General features: G+C 69.7%; 13 protein-coding genes and 1 pseudogene. 9 read left to right on the top strand and 5 right to left on the bottom strand.

All coding sequences use genetic code 11. The features are described 5' to 3' along the window. Positions 1 to 103: 103 nt before the first annotated feature. The gene (locus AB0P17_RS32820) at positions 104 to 1,387 is read left to right on the top strand and encodes a cellulase-like family protein (protein WP_365816677.1); all 1,284 of its coding nucleotides are present in this window, start codon (positions 104 to 106) and stop codon (positions 1,385 to 1,387) included. A 443-nt stretch (positions 1,388 to 1,830) separates the two neighbouring features. On the opposite strand, the gene AB0P17_RS32825 is transcribed toward AB0P17_RS32820, so the two are convergent. Beyond that, positions 1,831 to 3,222: an MFS transporter gene (locus tag AB0P17_RS32825; RefSeq protein ID WP_365816679.1), complete on the bottom strand. Its 1,392-nt coding sequence runs from the start codon at positions 3,220 to 3,222 to the stop codon at positions 1,831 to 1,833. A 62-nt stretch (positions 3,223 to 3,284) separates the two neighbouring features. Continuing rightward, positions 3,285 to 3,431, bottom strand: coding sequence for a hypothetical protein (locus AB0P17_RS32830; RefSeq protein WP_365816681.1), 147 nt, complete (start codon positions 3,429 to 3,431; stop codon positions 3,285 to 3,287). An 82-nt stretch (positions 3,432 to 3,513) separates the two neighbouring features. Between AB0P17_RS32830 and AB0P17_RS32835 the strand changes: the two genes are divergently transcribed. The 5 genes and pseudogenes from AB0P17_RS32835 (at position 3,514) to AB0P17_RS32855 (ending at position 7,999) form a co-directional block, all read left to right on the top strand. Beyond that, entirely contained in the window at positions 3,514 to 4,524 is a 1,011-nt protein-coding gene (locus AB0P17_RS32835) for a LacI family DNA-binding transcriptional regulator (RefSeq protein WP_365816683.1), read from the top strand. Positions 4,525 to 4,667: 143 nt separating this feature from the next. Beyond that, positions 4,668 to 5,792: pseudogene (locus AB0P17_RS32840) on the top strand (CoA transferase); the annotation flags it as partial. Further along, positions 5,779 to 6,435: an enoyl-CoA hydratase/isomerase family protein gene (locus AB0P17_RS32845; protein WP_365816685.1), complete on the top strand. Its 657-nt coding sequence runs from the start codon at positions 5,779 to 5,781 to the stop codon at positions 6,433 to 6,435. The pseudogene AB0P17_RS32840 and the gene AB0P17_RS32845, both read left to right, overlap by 14 nt. A 26-nt stretch (positions 6,436 to 6,461) precedes the next feature. After that, entirely contained in the window at positions 6,462 to 6,611 is a 150-nt protein-coding gene (locus tag AB0P17_RS32850; RefSeq protein ID WP_365816687.1) for a hypothetical protein, read from the top strand. Positions 6,612 to 6,625: 14 nt separating this feature from the next. Then, a complete protein-coding gene (locus tag AB0P17_RS32855) occupies positions 6,626 to 7,999 on the top strand; it encodes an FAD-dependent oxidoreductase (protein ID WP_365816689.1) in 1,374 nt (457 codons plus the stop codon). Between the two features lie 210 nt (positions 8,000 to 8,209). Here AB0P17_RS32855 and AB0P17_RS32860 read toward each other — a convergent pair whose 3' ends face one another. The 3 genes from AB0P17_RS32860 to AB0P17_RS32870 form a co-directional block, all read right to left on the bottom strand. Then, on the bottom strand, positions 8,210 to 11,167 hold the full coding sequence (locus tag AB0P17_RS32860; protein ID WP_365816691.1) for a SpoIIE family protein phosphatase: 2,958 nt from the start codon (positions 11,165 to 11,167) through the stop codon (positions 8,210 to 8,212). Positions 11,168 to 11,583: 416 nt separating this feature from the next. After that, complete coding sequence (locus tag AB0P17_RS32865) at positions 11,584 to 11,949, bottom strand: DUF1801 domain-containing protein (protein WP_365816693.1); 366 nt, start codon at positions 11,947 to 11,949, stop codon at positions 11,584 to 11,586. Between the two features lie 105 nt (positions 11,950 to 12,054). Next, a complete protein-coding gene (locus tag AB0P17_RS32870) occupies positions 12,055 to 12,438 on the bottom strand; it encodes a VOC family protein (RefSeq protein WP_365816695.1) in 384 nt (127 codons plus the stop codon). Positions 12,439 to 13,119: 681 nt separating this feature from the next. On the opposite strand from AB0P17_RS32870, the gene AB0P17_RS32875 reads away from it, so the two are divergent. From AB0P17_RS32875 to AB0P17_RS32885, 3 genes are all read left to right on the top strand, one after another. Continuing rightward, the gene (locus AB0P17_RS32875; RefSeq protein WP_365816697.1) at positions 13,120 to 14,127 is read left to right on the top strand and encodes a lytic polysaccharide monooxygenase; all 1,008 of its coding nucleotides are present in this window, start codon (positions 13,120 to 13,122) and stop codon (positions 14,125 to 14,127) included. A gap of 48 nt (positions 14,128 to 14,175) precedes the next feature. After that, a complete protein-coding gene (locus tag AB0P17_RS32880) occupies positions 14,176 to 15,423 on the top strand; it encodes a histidinol-phosphate transaminase (protein WP_365816699.1) in 1,248 nt (415 codons plus the stop codon). A 170-nt stretch (positions 15,424 to 15,593) separates the two neighbouring features. Next, positions 15,594 to 16,490: an LLM class F420-dependent oxidoreductase gene (locus AB0P17_RS32885; RefSeq protein ID WP_365816701.1), complete on the top strand. Its 897-nt coding sequence runs from the start codon at positions 15,594 to 15,596 to the stop codon at positions 16,488 to 16,490. Positions 16,491 to 16,511 lie beyond the last annotated feature (21 nt).

Below are 16,511 nucleotides of genomic sequence, written 5' to 3' on the forward strand. Positions count from 1 at the left end.
AACTTCCTCCGGCGCATGCTCCGTCGCACCACCGACCACCGGTCGGGTCCAACAGCGTCACCAACCGCTTCAGCTCCCTGAGCCACCGACCAAGAAGGACCTCATGGTATACAAACCGGTTCCTCTCCCGACGCACCTGCCCGACCGACTCACCATCACCCTGTGGGACTTCACCTGGTACACACGCACCGGCCCCGGTGAACCCTTCGAGGACCTCGACCGCGCGTTCACCGAAGCTGTCGAGCGCGGGTACAACACCATCCGGATCTGCGCCATGCCATTCCTGATCTTCGGATCCGGCCTGACGGGTGAGATCGAACTGGGCCCGCTGGGAGGTGAGTACGGCCAGGGCACCCGCTGGTACGACGTGCGTCACCGAACCCGGATCGACCCGAAGGCGCACCTGCTGGAGTTGCTGCGGGCCGCCCGGCGTCACGGCGTCGTAGTGATCGTCTCCAGCTGGGAATACCAGCAGAGCAGCTCCTTCGCCGGCGACCGCCGTTGGTTCGATGCCTTGATGAGCGTGCGCCCCGAGGACCGTCCCGTGCGGCTTGCCGAGGCATTGGCCGACCTCTGCGATCTGGCCGAGGCGGAGGGCCTGTCGGACGTGATCGCCTTCGTCGAGCTGCACAATGAAGTGCAAGGCGGTCATCTCACCGATGGGCTTCCGGGCAAGGAACCCCTCGTAGTGGAGCTGCGCGAGCGTCTCGAAGCGGGCCTGGACCGCTTCCACGAGCGCTGTCCCAGGATTCCCGCCACCGTCAACTACGCTCGCGTCCCGCTGGACGCCTTCCGCGGCATTCCACAGAACATCGACGTCGGCATCTTTCATCCCTACGTCTACGGTGTTCTCGACGAACTCGTCAGTGGATACGGATTGCGCTCGGTCGACGGCGGCTTCGACGAGGAGCGTGCCCGCACCGATCTGATGCGCCCGGGCGCGCCGGCTTTTGATCAGTGGCTCCCTCCGGCCGGAGAGGAATGGCGCCAGCAGGCCACGATCGTCGGAAAGCCCGAGATCTACGTACACGACTGGTGCGACGCCGAGGCATGGGATCGCATCCTCTACGAGCGGTACGGGGCTCACCGGCTAGCCATGCACATCACCCTGGACACCTGGATGACCGCGGCCGCGGACCTGTGCGCCGGCCGGGGCATCCCCCTGGTCTTCGGTGAGGGCTGGATCGGCTACACCCCGCTGCACGGCAACTTCGAGGAGGGCCCGGTCGGCGCCGAGTTCTGCCGGTATGCCGTTCGAGGCAGCGTCCAGGTCGGGGCCTGGGGCACGATCGTGTGCTCCAATGCCGCACCCCACCACCCGATGTGGAGCCAGACGGCCCTCCAGCGGGAGTGCAACGAACTCTTTCTCAGGGGGGCGGACGCATAACGGGCGGTACCTCGTCGTGGTGTCGCCGGTCCGTGACGGCACCGGTCCCTGGACTGGGTTTCGCGTGAAGGACAAGCCTCAACTCGGCGGCGGGGGAGTCGGCGTCACGGGCGTCGCCCTTGATGCCCTCGTGGCGCAGTAGTGACACCGCTGTGCCGAGCCGGCCAGGCGGGGGTTCGCCGGTCGACGGTGGCCGGGGAACCCGGTCTCGCCCTTCTTACGCTTCTGCTCATCTCGTAGCTGGTGCCGACAGGTCGTTCAACTGCAGCTCCGGCTTCCCGTGTCACCGGCGCGGCGCGCCCTTCCCATTACCTTTTCGGTGGTCCCGCAATGGGGCTTCTGGGCCCGGCATGACTTCCCTCCCTTGGTGACCATGATCCGGGGGCACCGGGCCTGGAGGCACCGACTCCATGGTGAAGCGAGACGACCAGCGACGTTCGCTTTCACGGCGAAAGGTCTTCCAGCACCTTGCCCTTGGTCTCGACCGCGAAAACCGTGACGATCACGGAGACTGCCAGGGCGATCACGCCGAAGACGACGAAGACCGTCGGCAGGCCGTACCCGACGAACGCGCCGATCACAATCGGCCCGACCATGGACGCGAGCCGCAGCCAGGCTGTGGCGGTGCCGACCCCGATCGCTCTGATCCTTGTCGGATACAGCTCCGGCGTGTACAGGTAGACGCCGATCGCGGCCGCCGCGGCGAAGAAGTAGGCTCCGCTCCCGAAGATCATGAGATCGGACGGCTGGTCGAGTCCGGACAGGGCAAGCAGGAACAGACAGATGGCCGATCCGCCGAGCGCGACCGCGAACCAGATGCGCCGTCCCACGAAGTCGATGGTGAGTGCGCAGAGGGCCGCACCTCCCAGACCGACGCAGTTGCTGACGAGACCGTATTGCAGGGAGACCTCGAGCGGGAGGTGGAAGACCGTGCGGTACGGGGACGGCAGCCAGGTGCTGATGCCGTAGTACACGAGGTAGGCGCCGATCCAGATCGTCCAGACGACGAGCGTCCGTCGCAGATAGGGCGGTCGGAACAACTCGGCCCAGGACGATCTGGTCTGTTGTGGGGGCGCTTGGTGGTGACTGACGGGTGGCAGCTCGCGGCCGGTCGCGTGTTCCACCTTGTCCTCGATCCGGGCCATCGCCGCGTCCACGTCGGACTCCCGCCCCACACCGGCCAGCCAGCGCGGCGACTCCGGCAGCCAGCGGAGCAGGACGGGGATGACGAGCAGCGGAAGGGCTCCGACGAGGAACATGACCTGCCAGCCGAGGTGCGGGACGAGCCAGAATCCGGCGAGGCCGGCCGCGACGACGCCCACGGAGAAGATCAGTTCGTACAGCAGGATGAATCGGCCGCGGCCGTGTGCCTTTGTGATCTCGCTGATGTACACGGCGGCAATGGGAACCTGACCGCCGAGGCCCAGTCCCTGCAGCGTGCGGAAGGCGAGGAGCGATTCGAAGTTCCAGGACAGTGCGCAGGCGATGCTCATGACCGTGAAGGTCGCGATCGCGAGGACCATCGCGAGGACGCGTCCCCGTCTTTCGGCGATCCAGGAGAACAGGAGCCCGCCGGCCAGCTGTCCGAGGTAGCCGACCGAGATCAGCACGCCGGCTTCGGCTCCGTTGAGGCCCCACAGGGGAGTCAGAACCGGCAGGACCTGGGCGATCGCCAACGCGTCGAAGGCGTCGAAGAACGTCGCGGTGCCGATGAGTACGCGTGCTTTGACCTGCCAGTTGGAGAAGGGCAGGCGTTCCATGCGGTTCGTGATGTCGGGGGCCGACCCTGCCGCTGGTGAACTGCTCCGCAGCAGGGCTCCTGTCGCATCGGACATGATTCAACTGCAGGGTGCGGGGGTGCTGGGTCGGGAGGGTGGGTCTGCCTCGGGAGATGAGTTCAGAACCGGCCGGTGCGCACTTCGAACTTGCTGGGCTTGCCGTGGAGCGGCTTGTCCGCCCGCACCCACTCGGCGACCCAGGTGACCATGGTGTTCAGGGGGACGGCGGGGTTCCCGAGCAGTTCGGCGGCCTTGCAGTGAAGCACGCCGTCGACCTATGCACAACCGGTTGTTCATTCTGAGCAACCGATTGTTCTCCGGAGTCGGCCTCCCTCTGGACTCACGGCCATGGCTTCGTTGCAGGAAGTGGCGCAGGAGGCGGGCGTCTCCAAGTCGGTGGCATCACGTGTGTTGACCGGGGACACGCGGGCGCGCGTCAGCGAGGCCACTCGCGAGCGTGTGCGCCGTGCCGCCGAGCGGTTGCAGTACGTACCCAGTCACCGCGCGCGAGCACTCCGTTTCGCGCGCTCCGGAGCGGTCGGCCTGATCGTGCCCGACGTCAACAACGCGGTGTTCGCCGAGATGCTCGGTGGGGTCCAGGACCGGGCGCGTGACGCGGGAATGTCGGTGCTCCTCAGCCAGATCGATCCGCCGCCGGCCGGGCGTGAGCAGTTGCGGGAGCTCGTTGCGGCCGGCCGGGTCGACGGGGTGCTGTTGCAGCGCCGTGAAGACTTCGACGACCCCATGCTCGAAGCCGTCCTCACCAAGGACATCCCCGCCGTGCTGATCAACTCGAAGCTGCCGGGTCGAACAGGATCGGTGGTACTGGACGATGTCGCGGGGGCCCTCACGGCCACCCGGCATCTGATCGATCTCGGCCACGAGCGCATCGGCCACCTCGCAGGGGTGGCGACACACGACACCGCGGTCCGCCGTCACCAGGGATTCCGCGACGCCATGGACGCCGCGGGTCTGCCGGTACGCCGGGCCTGGGTGCAGCACTGCGGCTGGGAGGCACCCGGCGGGGCAGCGGCCGTCCGACAGCTGATGACGGCGCGAACGCGGCCGACCGGCCTGGTGGTGTCGAGCGTGAACGCCGCGATCGGCGCGCTGTCGGCGCTGAGCCGGATGGGTGTCCGGGTCCCCGAGGACCTGTCGGTCATCACGATCAACGACACCTGGGTCGCCCAGTCCTGGACCCCGGCGCTGACCACGGTACGGATGCCTCTGCGCGCCTTGGGAGGGCAGGCGTGTTCCATGCTGCTGGACCATCTCGCCGGTGCACGGCTCCACGACACGGTCGTCACCGATCTCACGCCCGAGCTGGTGGTGCGCGGCTCCACTCGTGCCGTGCCGTGACGTGGCCGGGTGGTGACCTGCGGAGGGACCGGCCCGGTGTGCCGGTCAGGTCAGCGTGCGGGATTCCCGCCTGTCGACCCTCGACAGCCCGGAAACGGGCCGCTTAGCGTTCAGCTCGCGCCCTCGGGGCGCAAGGCCCATCGGCCAGTCAGATCCTGGCGGACCTGGGCGCCGATGTGATCAAGGTCGAACCACCACGTGGCGCGTTCGAGCGCACCTGGTCCGGCCCGGACGCCTACCTCGACGGCCTCTCGGTGTTCTTCCTGCTCGGCAACCGCAACGTCCGCAGCGTCGTCGTCGATCTGAAGAACGAGGAGGGCAAGGCTGTCCTGCGCCGCCTCGTCGACGACGCCGATGTGCTGATCGAGAGCTTCAGGCCGGGCGTGATGGACCGGATGGGCCTTGGATACGAGGAGCTGCGGGCCACCAACCCGCGGCTGGTCTACTGCTCGCTGTCCGGCTACGGCTCCGACGGCCCGTACAAGGAGCGTCCCGGCCAGGACGTGCTCATCCAGTCGCTGTCCGGGCTGACGGCCGCGACCGGCCCCGCCGCCGCGCCGCCGACCCCGGTCGGGGCGTCCCTGGTGGACCAGCACGGAGCGGTTCTCGGCGCCCTCGGCATCCTCGCCGCCCCGCACGGCCGGAAGCGTACGGGCGAGGGCACCCGGGTGGAGAGCAATCTGCTCAGCGCCGCCCTCGACCTGCAGATCGAGCCGCTGGCCTACCACCTCAACGGATTCCGCGGGGAGCGCAGCCCTTCCGGGATCTCCTCACGCTTCTACAAGGCCCCCTACGGCGTGTTCGCCACCGCCGACGGCCATCTCACCATCTCGTTGACCAGTACCGAGGCGCTGAGCAAGGTGCTGGAGGACCCCTGGTCCCGTGGCATCGAACCCGATCAGGAGTTCGCGATGCGCGAGGAGATCAACGCCCGGGTCGGGGAGCTGATCGCCGAGCACACCACCGAACACTGGACCGAGCGATTCGCCGAGTTCCGTATCTGGCACGCCCCGGTCTACGACTACGACGACGTCGTGTCCGACCCTCAGGTCCGGCACAACGAGACGGTCATGACATTCGATCACCCGTTGGCCGGGGAGGTCCGGGTGCTCGCCCACCCCATTCGCTACGACGGCGAGCGGCCGGGACTGCGGCGCCTGCCCCCGGCGCTGGGCGAACACACCGTCGAGGTCCTCGGCGAGGCCGCCTACTCCGCCGAGGAGATCGACGAACTGCTGGAGAGGGGTGCCGTCCGTGCCCGCAGCTGACCCCGCCACCGATCTCGTACTCGTCGAGCATCAGGGCCCTGTCGCGGTCGTCACGATCAACCGCCCGGCCAAGTACAACGCCATCAGCCCGGCCGTGGTCACCGCCCTCGACGCCGCGCTGGGCGCGCTCGGAGCTGATCCGCGTGTCCGCGCGATCATCCTGACGGGGGCGGGCAAGGCGTTCGCCGCCGGCGCCGACATCAGCTTCTACGCCCAGGCCGACCGCGAGGAGTTCACCGCGTTCACCGGGCGTTGCAACGCCCTGTGCGACCGCATCGCCACCTCACCGGTGCCGGTGGTGGCCGCTGTGCGCGGCCTGGCCCTCGGCGGGGGCTTCGAACTCGTCCTCAGTTGCGATGTCGTCGTCGCCGAGCAAGGAGCCGCCTTCGGCCTGCCCGAGGTGTCCCTCGGTCTGCTGCCCGGCTGGGGCGGTACACAGCGGCTCACCTGGCACGTCGGGCCGAACCGCGCCAAGTGGCTGATCATGTCGGGCGAACGCCTCGACGCCACGACCGCCGAAGCGCTGGGCATCGTCACCCACATCTGTGACACCGACGCCCTGCTCCCGGTCGCCCTGCGGGTCGCCGACGCGCTCGCGGCACAGTCCCCCCGCCGGCCGTCGCCGCGATTCGAGAGGCCGTGACCGAAGCCGTCCCGAACGCCCGATCGGTGTCCACCGGGCCCGGCTTCCGGTTCGAACGGGACAAACTCATCGCGCTGTTCGACTCCCCCGACGGGCGCGAGGGGATCAGCGCTTTCGTACAGAAGCGGCCCGCCCGCTTCACGGGGCGCCCTTACCCGGTGCGTGACGACTCATGAGGAGGGCGATACCGATGGCCGGAGACAAGGCTCATCCGTTTCCCGGCTGGCGGCTCGGTACCGGTGCCGCCGACGCCGACGGCCTGCCGGTCCTCGCCGACGTCGACGTGCTGGTGGTCGGCGGCGGTGCCGCCGGGGTCGCCGCGGCGACCGTCGCCGCCGAGGCGGGGTGCTCGGTCGTGCTCGTCGAGAAGTACGGCTTCTGCGGGGGCGCCGCCGTCGCCGGCCTGTCGGGCACCATCTGCGGCTCCTACCTCGCCCGTGAGAACGGCGGCCCCTCGGCCCGGGTCGTCGAGGGATTCACCGGCCGCTTCCGCGCCGAGCTCCTGCGGCGCGGAGGACTCACGGCCCCGCAGAAGTACGGCAAGACCTACACCGAGGCGCACGACCCCCTCATCTGGAAGGAAACCGCCGACGACCTGCTCACCACAGCAGGAGTGCGCCTCCTGCTGCACACCTCCGTAGTCGGCGTCCTCCTCGACGGTGACCGCCACCTCGGCGCCGTCCTGGAGTCCAACGCAGGCCGGTCGATCGTGCGTGCCGCCCGCACCATCGATGCCTCGGGGGATGATGCGGTCGCCGCCCGCGCCGGACTGGCCACGTACTTCGGGGACAACGGCGTGATCCAGAACCCCACCATGTTCTTCCGCATCGCAGGCGTGGACATGGACCGGTACCTCGGCTTCTACGGCACGGACACCATCTGCCCGCCCCATGTCACCACCGCCATCGAACGTGCTCGGGACGAGGGACTGGAGCTGCCCCGCTCCAAGATCTGGATCTTCCCGAGCACCCGGCCGGGCCAGCTTCTGGTCAACGCCACCCGGCTCAGCGGCCGGGACGGCCGGATGCTCAACGTCATCGACCCCGAGGACTTCACCGAGGCCGAAACCACCGGCCGCCGCCAGGTACGCGACTACGCCCGCTTCCTTCGCCGCCATGTCCCCGGGTGCGAGAACGCCTACGTCATCGACACCGGCACGGAGGCGGGCATCCGGCAGACCCGCAGCATCGTCGGCATCGAGACGCTCACCAACGACGACGTCCTCTCCTGCCGCAAGCGGCCTGACGGTGTGGTCCGCTCCCCCTGGCCCATCGAGCTGCACACCGGCGACCGGCCGAAGCTCCACTGGCTGCTCGACGACTCCTACGAGGTTCCCTACGGCGCGCTCGTCCCGACAGGCGGGGAACACATCATCGTGGCCGGCCGCTGCCTGTCGGCGGAGCACGAAGCTCTCGCCTCGGCACGCGTCACGGCACAGTGCTTCGAGTACGGTCACGCCGCCGCGGCAGCCACGCTCCTCTCGTTGGAGCAGGACGTCGCCTACCGCGCCATCGACGGTGCACTCGTCCGCGAGCCCATGCGCGACAACGGAAGCCTGCTCTGAGGCGTCCAGGAACCGGCACGGCCCACAGGCGCGTCGTGGACCGTGCCGGCTACGGCCCGCTCGTAGGCGCTGACGAGGGCCTTCTCATGGTCCGGCGGATCGGGTTCCAGCAGGACATTGCCGTCGAGGCCGATGCCCTCGCCCACGTTCTGCGGGAGGAGGGTGTCACCGGACAGCTTCGCCGTCCCGGAAGCGGCCCCGAAGCAGCCCTTACTGCTCCCCCTCCCTGAAGGAGGGCGCGTTCCGGTCCACGTCGAATCCGCCTGTTCTGTCGAATCCGTCCGTGCCCGGGAACATCAGCTCCAGGGCATCGGACGGCTGGCTCCCGCGGCCGTCCGGGCCGTGCAGGGCCTGCTCCGTCCAGATGCATTTTCCTTTCGCCGTGTAGCGGGTGCCCCAGCGTTGCGAGAGCACCGTGATCAGCTGCAGCCCGCGGCCGCCTTCGTCGGTGTCCGCGGCGCGGCGCATACGGGGCATCGTGAGGCTGCCGTCGAAAACCTCGCAGATCAGCTCGGCGCCGTGCAGCAGACGCAGGCTGACCGGGCCCTTGGCGTGACGTACGACGTTGCCCACCAGCTCGCTGGCCAGCAGTTCCGTGGTGGATGTCAGGTCCTCCAGGCCCCAGGCGGAGAGTTGCTCGCGAACATGCCGGCGGGCCAGGCTCGCCGCCTTCGGCTCCTCGGTGAGCGGCCAGGAAGCCATCCTGTCCGCGTTCAGGGCGTGGAGGCGGGCGACGAGGAGTGCCGCGTCGTCGGCCGCTTGGTGCTCGGCGGGGAGCAGGCCGGCCGTCAGCGTGTCGCAGAGGCGCTCCAAGTCCTCGTCGGTGCCGTCCTCATGGGCGGTGCGCAGGAGCCGGACCAGGTCCGCCATGCCCTCGTCGATGTCGCGTTTCGCCGACTCGACGAGGCCGTCGGTGTAGAGCACGACCAGGGTGCCTTCGGGCAGCGTAAACTCGACCGTTTCGAACGGCGGCTCGGCCGCCCCGAGGGGCGGGTCGGCGCCCAGTTCCGGGAACCACACGGTGCCGTCGGGGTGCGCCAGGGCCGGGGGCGGGTGCCCGGCGTGGGTGATGGAGCAGACCTGGGTGGTGGAGTCGTAGAGCGCGTACAGGCAGGTCACGTACGACTCCTCGCCCATGTCGCCGACGATGTCGTTGAGGTGCCCCATGATTTCGTCGGGGGGCAGTTCGAGGTCGGCCAGGGTGTGGACGGCCGTGCGCAGACGGCCCATGGTGGCCGCCTCGGGCAGGCCGTGGCCCATGACGTCGCCGACGACGAGGGCGACCTGGCCGCTGGAGAGCGGGATGACGTCGTACCAGTCACCGCCCACGTCCATGCCCTGCCCGGCGGGGAGGTAACGCGCGGCGGTCACGCAAGCGGGCAGGTCGGGCAGGCCGGTGGGAAGCAGGCTGCGCTGGAGTTCGCGGGACCGGATGCGCTCGGCGTCGTAGAGCCGGGCCCGCTCCAGGGCCTGTGCGACGAGGGCGCTGATCGTGGTCAGTAGCGAACGCTCGTCGTCGGTGAGCCGACGCGGGCGGTCGAAGGAGACGACACACACCCCGAACGTGTGACCGGACGCCGTCAGCGGCAGGAACGCCCACGCCTGCTTGTTGGCGATGCCGGGCAGGTCGGCGTGGGCAGGCGCGTACGCGACGTACTCCTCCGGCGAGGACAGGAATGCCGGTGCTCCGGACGAGATGACACTCCAGGACGGGCTGGTGCCGACCGCGGCTCGGGCGTTCACGAGGTCGAGGAAGTCGTCCGCGTAGCCGACGGACCCGACATTGAGGAGCCGGTTTCCTTCGATGGCCTGCACCATCAGTCCGACGGCGTCGAACGGCGGCAGCACCCGCTGCGCGACCGCGTCCACCACGTCCTGTGAGGTCATCGCCTTGGCGAGCGCCGCGGTCAGTTCCGTGATCTGGGCCGCTCGCTCGGACGCCGCACCCTCGGCCGCCCGGCGCTCCTCCTGCAGACGCAGTTTCTCGGTGACATCCGTCAGGTAGAGGGCGCAGCCCACGGGGCCCGGGACCAGCCGCAGCCGGTAACGACGTCCCGTGTCCGGCATGCTCACGTCGAAGCTGGTGGGTTTCCCCTCGGCGGCGGCCCTCTGGCAACGGCTCTCCAGGCCCTGGATCCGCTGTGCGGCGGGCAGGTCCCACAGCACACGCCCGAAAAGTTGCTCCTGGGAGAATCCCAGTACCTGTTCCGTTTCCAGGTTGGTGAAGATGATGCGCCATTCAGGGTCCACCGCCAGGAAACCGTCGCTCATCTGCCGAAGGGCCCGGCTGAGCGCGTCCCGTGCGGAAGGCGACTCGCTGCTCTCCCATCTCACGCCGACCATCCGAAGCGGCCGGCCCTGGTCGTCGTACGTCGGCATACCGCGGGCCCGTGACCAGCCGTACGTGCCGTCCAGACGCCGTACCCGGTACGCGGCCTCGTACACCGAGTGGTCACGGATCGCCCGCTGCGCCTCCGCCAGCGTCGGTGCCAGGTCGTCGGGGTGGAGAACGTGCATCCAGTCCTGGATCCTGCCGGTGAAGTCGGCCGGTCTGCTGCCGTAGAACTCCATGGCCATTGCGTCCCAGATCAGCTCGTCGGTCTGGAGGTTCCAGTCCCACCAGCCGACCCTGAGGCCCGGCACTTCCTGCCAGGGCTGGTCACCATCGGGCTCCTTCGGCGCGGAGTCGGACAGCTTCGGAGCCTGGGCCATGTGCTCTTCGGTCCAGGCCACGACGGCCCGGAGAAAATCCCACTGCTCCGGGGTGGGTTCGCCCCGGTCGCCTGTCAGAAGGGTGATGGTGCCTGCGATGCGGCCCCCGCCGGACACCGGCAGGGCGGCCAGGCCCGTGCCGGGCCCTGGGACGTCGGCGGCTTCGGTGCCGGCGGCTTCGGCGGGGAGCGGCGGCAGCCATACGGCAGTGCCCTGGCGCAGGGCACGCGCCGGGGCCAGCAGGCTTTCCTGATCGATGATCTCCCAGGAGCGGGTGAGGGCGGGTGGCAGACCAACCGCGGACGCCAGGCACAACGCGGACGTGGGACCACACAGATGGATCATTCCGCCCAGAGCGCACAGCTCACCTGACGCGTGCTGGAGCGCCAGCCGGAAGACTTCGCTTTCCGGGGCACCGGGTGCCACCGTACTGAGCAGAGTCAGTCGCGGATTCACACTGCAAATCCTACGCTCCGTGGCGGCGCCCGGACGTCCCCCGAGCCCCGGCCCACGGGCGGATCCGAGGGGTTGTTGCCACACGTGGTCCTGTTGATCAGGCCCATGAGCCACCGGACAGTGAAGCGCGGGCCGGTTCTCCGGTTGACCGGTGGTGGATAGAGTGGGAGCCCCACGAGACCGGAGAGCGATGCCATGACCGCCGAACTGTCCCGGATCACCACCGAGCCGCGCGAGCCGCTCGCCTCCTACTGTAGGGCCTGACGCCACGTGAGCGGCCGATGGCGTGGTCATCCGGCTCGGCGGTCCGTGCCCGCCACCACATCCCGTCGAAGACCTGCCGCCGGTCCCGGGGCTTGCACCCCGTCGCCGGCGGCCAGGGCAACACCGGTTCTGATGCGCCCACTGATCAGCCGTCAGCAGATCTTGCCCGGCGCAGCCGCAACAGCCCTCAGCAGGTCTCGCACCAAATCGAAATCGATGTCCCCTGGTTTACGGAACCGCAGGCAGCCCTTGCCCATGCCCTGCCCGGTCAGCCGCTCCTTGAACGCCTCCCGAACATCGCTCCTCATGAGGTAGAAGGAGATGTACTGCTTCTGACTCGCGAAGGCGATCTCGGCGGCGCCCTCCCGCGCGTAGGAGGGCATGCCGTACGCCATGGCCTCGTCGAACCCCTTGAGCTCGGCCTGGCACAACTGCCTCAGCCTGGTCAGGGCATCCCTGCGCCCCTCCGGCACCTCGGCCAGATACCCGTCGACGTTTTCCGCACTGCTCTGCACCATGCGGTGAGCCTATTCCAGCCCGCTGACGCCGAACTTTTCAAAAGGACTCCGCCTACGCCCGCCCCGGCCGAACTGCCTCGTGTGGTTCGCGCGAGGCTCGCTCAATCAGACGTTGTCCTGCGGGTACCAGCGGAGCTCGACAGTGTTGCCGTCCGGGTCCTTGACGTAGACGGACTGCGCCGTGCCGCGGGCGCCCCAGCGCGGGACGGGGCCCTCGACGACGTCGAAGGTTCCGGCGTCGATGACCTCCTGCCAGTCGAGCGGGTCCACGACCAGGCAGATGTGGTCGACGTTCGACTCGCCGCGCGGGCGCGAGAACAGGTCGATGACGGTGCTCTGGTCGATGCGTACGGACGGGAAGGGCACCTTGCCCGCCCGCCACTCTTCGATGCGCTCGGGGGTGAGGCCCAGGGGGCCGGTGTAGAAGTCGAGTGCCCTCTGAACGTCGGTCACGTTGAGGACGATGTGGTCGAAGGCTTTGACTCGCACAGTGGATTCTCCAGAGGTGTTGAACACTGAGGGGGAATATGGTCTTCGAGGGAGAGGATCCCACCGCTTCTCCGTGGGGCCCGTCGCCAGCTCAGGACCAGCGCGGTGGCGAGGGCCGGGCCGAGGGCTCCGCCCAGCAGGTAGCCGAGTGAGAACAATCCGACAGCGGAGGGGCGCTGGGCGGGCGGGACCGCGGAGCGGCCGTCCACGGCGCGAGGCCGTCGCCCTGATGCTGCACGGCTGATCCATGGCTTCCTGCTCGGCGTCTCCACGCAGGTGTGCGACGGCACGCCCGACCGCGACCTGCACGCCGCGGCGGACGCCGTCCTCGCCGCCCGGCGCGCGCCGGGACACGGGGCCCGACCGGCATACCGTACGGGGATGCCGGTCCTTCGAAGACCACCCGGGTGATCAATCATGGCGGAGCCATGTCGGCCCAGGGCGTACGTCCCGTATCAGAGCCCCCACCGGCCCACCCGGGCGGTCACCGAGGCGTCATGCCCGTCTGCCGCAGTGGAAGGTGGGCCGCCAATCAGACTCTGACCTGCGGACATAAGAGTCCTGTAGATATCTCCCGAAGATCGTTGGCATCTCGCTGAACAACCGGTGGGCCCCGGCCGTAATAGACAGCACGCTGCTGGGGCCAAGGCTGTCGGGGCCCGCCGAGGAGGTCTGTCAGGGATGTTCCGCCATCGCACCGCCGCCGTCGTCACCGGTGTCTTACCACTGCTGCTCGCGGTGCCGGCGGCGCTGACCGCGACTCCGGCGTACGCGCACGGCGCGCCGACCGACCCGCTGAGCCGTACCGCCGCGTGCGGCCCCGAGGGCGGTGCGGCGGCGTCGACCGCGGCCTGTCAGGCGGCCGTCGCCGCCAACGGCGGGCAGACGTTCGAGGCGTGGGACAACCTCCGTATCGCCGATGTCAACGGCAGGGACCAGCAGTTCGTGCCGGACGGGCGGCTCTGCAGCGGCGGCCTCGACGCGTACCGGGGTCTCGACCTCGCCCGCGCCGACTGGCCCGCCACACGGCTGACCCCCGGCGCCGGTCTCGATCTCACCTACCGCACGACGATCCCGCACACGGGAACGTTCAGCCTCTACCTCACCCGGGAGGGATACGACCCGACCACTCCGCTGCGCTGGTCCGATCTGGCCCCGCAGCCCTTCATGACGGTCACGGACCCGCCGGTCGTGAACGGCGCGTACCGCATGTCGGGCACGCTGCCGTCGAACCGTACCGGCCGGCACGTGCTCTACACGGTGTGGCGCAACACCAGCACCCCGGACACGTACTACTCGTGCTCCGACGTCGTCTTCCCCGAGGCCGCGGGCGGCTCCGGCGATTCCGGCGCGGCCGCCGGGACGGGCGCCTCCTCGGGCCGGGCCCTCCCCGGGCAGCCCACCGTCCCGACCGCGCCGGCGTCCCCCACCGCCGTCGCGGACCCGGTGCCCGCGACCTCCGCCGCACCGTCCTCCCCCGAGGCGGCGGCCGTACCGTCCCCGGACGCCTCCGCCGCTCCCTCCGCCGCCACTCCCCCCGCCGACCAGCCCGTGCCCGCGGCCGCCGCTCCCCAGGCCGTCCCCGTGTCCGCCGCATCTCCGTCCGAGTACCTGCCGGTGGCAGTGGGCGGGGTCATGGCGGTCGTGGGCATCGGAATCTTCGTGATGCTCAGGCGGCGTGCCCGCTGATCACCGCGCGCCTCCCTCGCAAGCACCGACCGTAAGGAGACCTCCTCCATGTCCCAGCCCCTCGAAACGGGCCTCCTGCGTGCCACCGCGCACAGTCCGTCCTGGGCCATGCTGAGCCGCCTGTCGCCGGACAACGGGCCGGCGGCCCCGTCAGGGCAGGAGCCCTATCGCAGGGCCGAGACGGCGCACGAGCAGCGCGTCGACTTCTGCATCCCGTGCAACCCCTACTTCCCCACGCCCGAGATGTTCGGCCGTATGCAGGGGTCCCTGGAGTCGATCCTCAAGTACTACCCGAGCGACGCGGACACCGTCACCGCCGAACTGTGCTCCGTGCTCGGCCTCAACCCGCAGACGGTCGCCATGGGCAACGGCTCGACCGAGCTCATCACCTGGATCGACCACCTGCTGGTCCGCGAGAGCCTCGCCATCCCGATCCCCACCTTCGGGCGCTGGACGGACCAGCCGCTGGAGACCGGCAAGCGCGTGGACATGTTCCCGCTCCAGGAGGAGCAGGACTTCACCCTCGACCTCCAGGAGTACGTACGGTTCATCCGCCAGCGGGGGTCGCGGGTCGCGGTGATCTGCAACCCCAACAACCCCGACGGCGGCTATCTGAAGCGGCACCAAGTGGTGTGGCTGCTCGACGAGTTGTCCGACCTCGACCTGGTGGTGGTCGACGAGTCGTTCATCGACTTCGTCGACGCGGAGCGCGCTCCGTCCGTCGCCGACGAGGCGTCGATCCGCTCCAACGTGATCGTGCTGAAGAGCCTCGGCAAGAACTTCGGGCTGCACGGCATCAGATTCGGCTATCTGGTGGCCAACCCGGCGCTCGCGGCGAAGGTGCGCAAGGCACTGCCCAAGTGGAACCTCAACTCCTTCGCCGAGAGCGTCGTCTTCATGCTCAAGGAGTACGGGGTGGAGTACCACCAGTCCCTCGCGCTGCTCTCCCGCGACCGGGCGAACATGGCGCAGACCCTCGCCGCCGTCCCCGATCTGGTGGTCTTCCTGTCCCAGGGGAACTTCCTGCTGGTCAAGTTGCCCGACGGGGTGGACGGGGCGGCGCTGCGGGACCGGATGCTCACCCAGTACGGCGTCTTCATCCGCGAGTGCGGCAACAAGCTGGGCAGCACCAGCCAGTTCCTGCGGCTGGTGGTCCGGCCGCAGGAGGACGTCCAGCGGCTGGTGGCCGCGCTCCAGGCCTGCCTGCCGTCGGGCCCCACCGGCATGGCCCGCCCCCAGGCGCACGCCGCGCCCGCGTCGGCCCCGTCCCTCCCGGCGCTGGCTCCGGCACGCTAGTGCCCCTCCCGGCACGCTTCGCCCCGGGCAAACATTGCCGGTCGCGGCACTAGCTAGAACCTCTCGGAACGGAGGGGCTCGCACCGTCCCGTACCGCCGGCAGGGGGCCGAACGGGTCAATTGTCGCCGGGGCCGGAATAGGACGGGCGCGGGCCCCCGTTGGGCGTCACATGACTTCCGACACCTCTGACCACACCGCCCGCTTCGGCCCGATCGGCATCTGGAGTTCCGCCCTGCACCGTCCCGCCCCGGGTGACACCGGAGGCGTCGCGGAGGCCGTGGCCGAGCTGGACGAACTCGGGTACGGCACGATCTGGGTCGGTGGGAGCCCCTCCGTCGAGGAGGCCGGGACCGTGGTCGCGGCGACCCGCCGGATCACCGTGGCGACCGGCATCCTCAGCGTCTGGCAGCACGAGGCGTCCGCGGTCGCGGAGCAGGTCGCCGCGGTCGAGCGGGCCTCGCCGGGACGCTTCGTCCTCGGGCTCGGGGTGAGCCACGACGCGCTGACCCCGCGGTACGCACGCCCGTACTCGACGATGGTGGCGTATCTCGACGCGCTGGACGCCGCCCCCGAGCCGGTGCCCGCCCGGAGCCGGGTGCTCGCCGCGCTGGGCCCGAAAATGCTGGCGCTGGCGAGCGACCGGTCGGTGGGCGCGCACCCGTACCTCGTCACGCCGGAGCACACCGCTCAGGCGAGGGCGGCGCTCGGTCCCGACGCCCTGCTGGCGCCCGAACTGGGCGTGGTCCTGGACACCGATGCCGACCGGGCCAGGACCACCGCGCGCGCCATGCTCTCCTTCTACCTCAAGCTGCCCAACTACACGAGCAATCTCGTGCGCCTCGGCTTCACCGACGACGACTTCGCGGACGGCGGGAGCGCCCGGCTGCTGGACGCGCTGTTCGCGCTCGGCGACACCGACGCGGTCCGCGCCCGCGTCGACGCCCACCGCGCGGCGGGCGCGGACCATGTCGCACTCCAGGTGCTGACGCACGACCAGGCCGGCGGCCTGCCGCGCGCCGAGTGGCGCGAACTGGCCGCCGCCCTCGCCCTTCCGCGCGCCACGTAGGAACCGCACGGACGGCACGGG

The organism is Streptomyces sp. NPDC088124 (assembly GCF_040685895.1).
Taxonomy (GTDB): domain Bacteria; phylum Actinomycetota; class Actinomycetes; order Streptomycetales; family Streptomycetaceae; genus Streptomyces.

Bases quoted from the DNA above. Each gene is read 5' to 3' on its own strand.
- AB0P17_RS32885 (WP_365816701.1), top strand. From the start codon at position 15,594: ATGACTTCCGACACCTCTGACCACACCGCCCGCTTCGGCCCGATCGGC.
- AB0P17_RS32880 (WP_365816699.1), top strand. From the start codon at position 14,176: ATGTCCCAGCCCCTCGAAACGGGCCTCCTGCGTGCCACCGCGCACAGT.
- AB0P17_RS32835 (WP_365816683.1), top strand. From the start codon at position 3,514: ATGGCTTCGTTGCAGGAAGTGGCGCAGGAGGCGGGCGTCTCCAAGTCG.
- AB0P17_RS32865 (WP_365816693.1), bottom strand. From the start codon at position 11,949: ATGGTGCAGAGCAGTGCGGAAAACGTCGACGGGTATCTGGCCGAGGTG.
- AB0P17_RS32820 (WP_365816677.1), top strand. From the start codon at position 104: ATGGTATACAAACCGGTTCCTCTCCCGACGCACCTGCCCGACCGACTC.
- AB0P17_RS32825 (WP_365816679.1), bottom strand. From the start codon at position 3,222: ATGTCCGATGCGACAGGAGCCCTGCTGCGGAGCAGTTCACCAGCGGCA.
- AB0P17_RS32855 (WP_365816689.1), top strand. From the start codon at position 6,626: ATGGCCGGAGACAAGGCTCATCCGTTTCCCGGCTGGCGGCTCGGTACC.
- AB0P17_RS32875 (WP_365816697.1), top strand. From the start codon at position 13,120: ATGTTCCGCCATCGCACCGCCGCCGTCGTCACCGGTGTCTTACCACTG.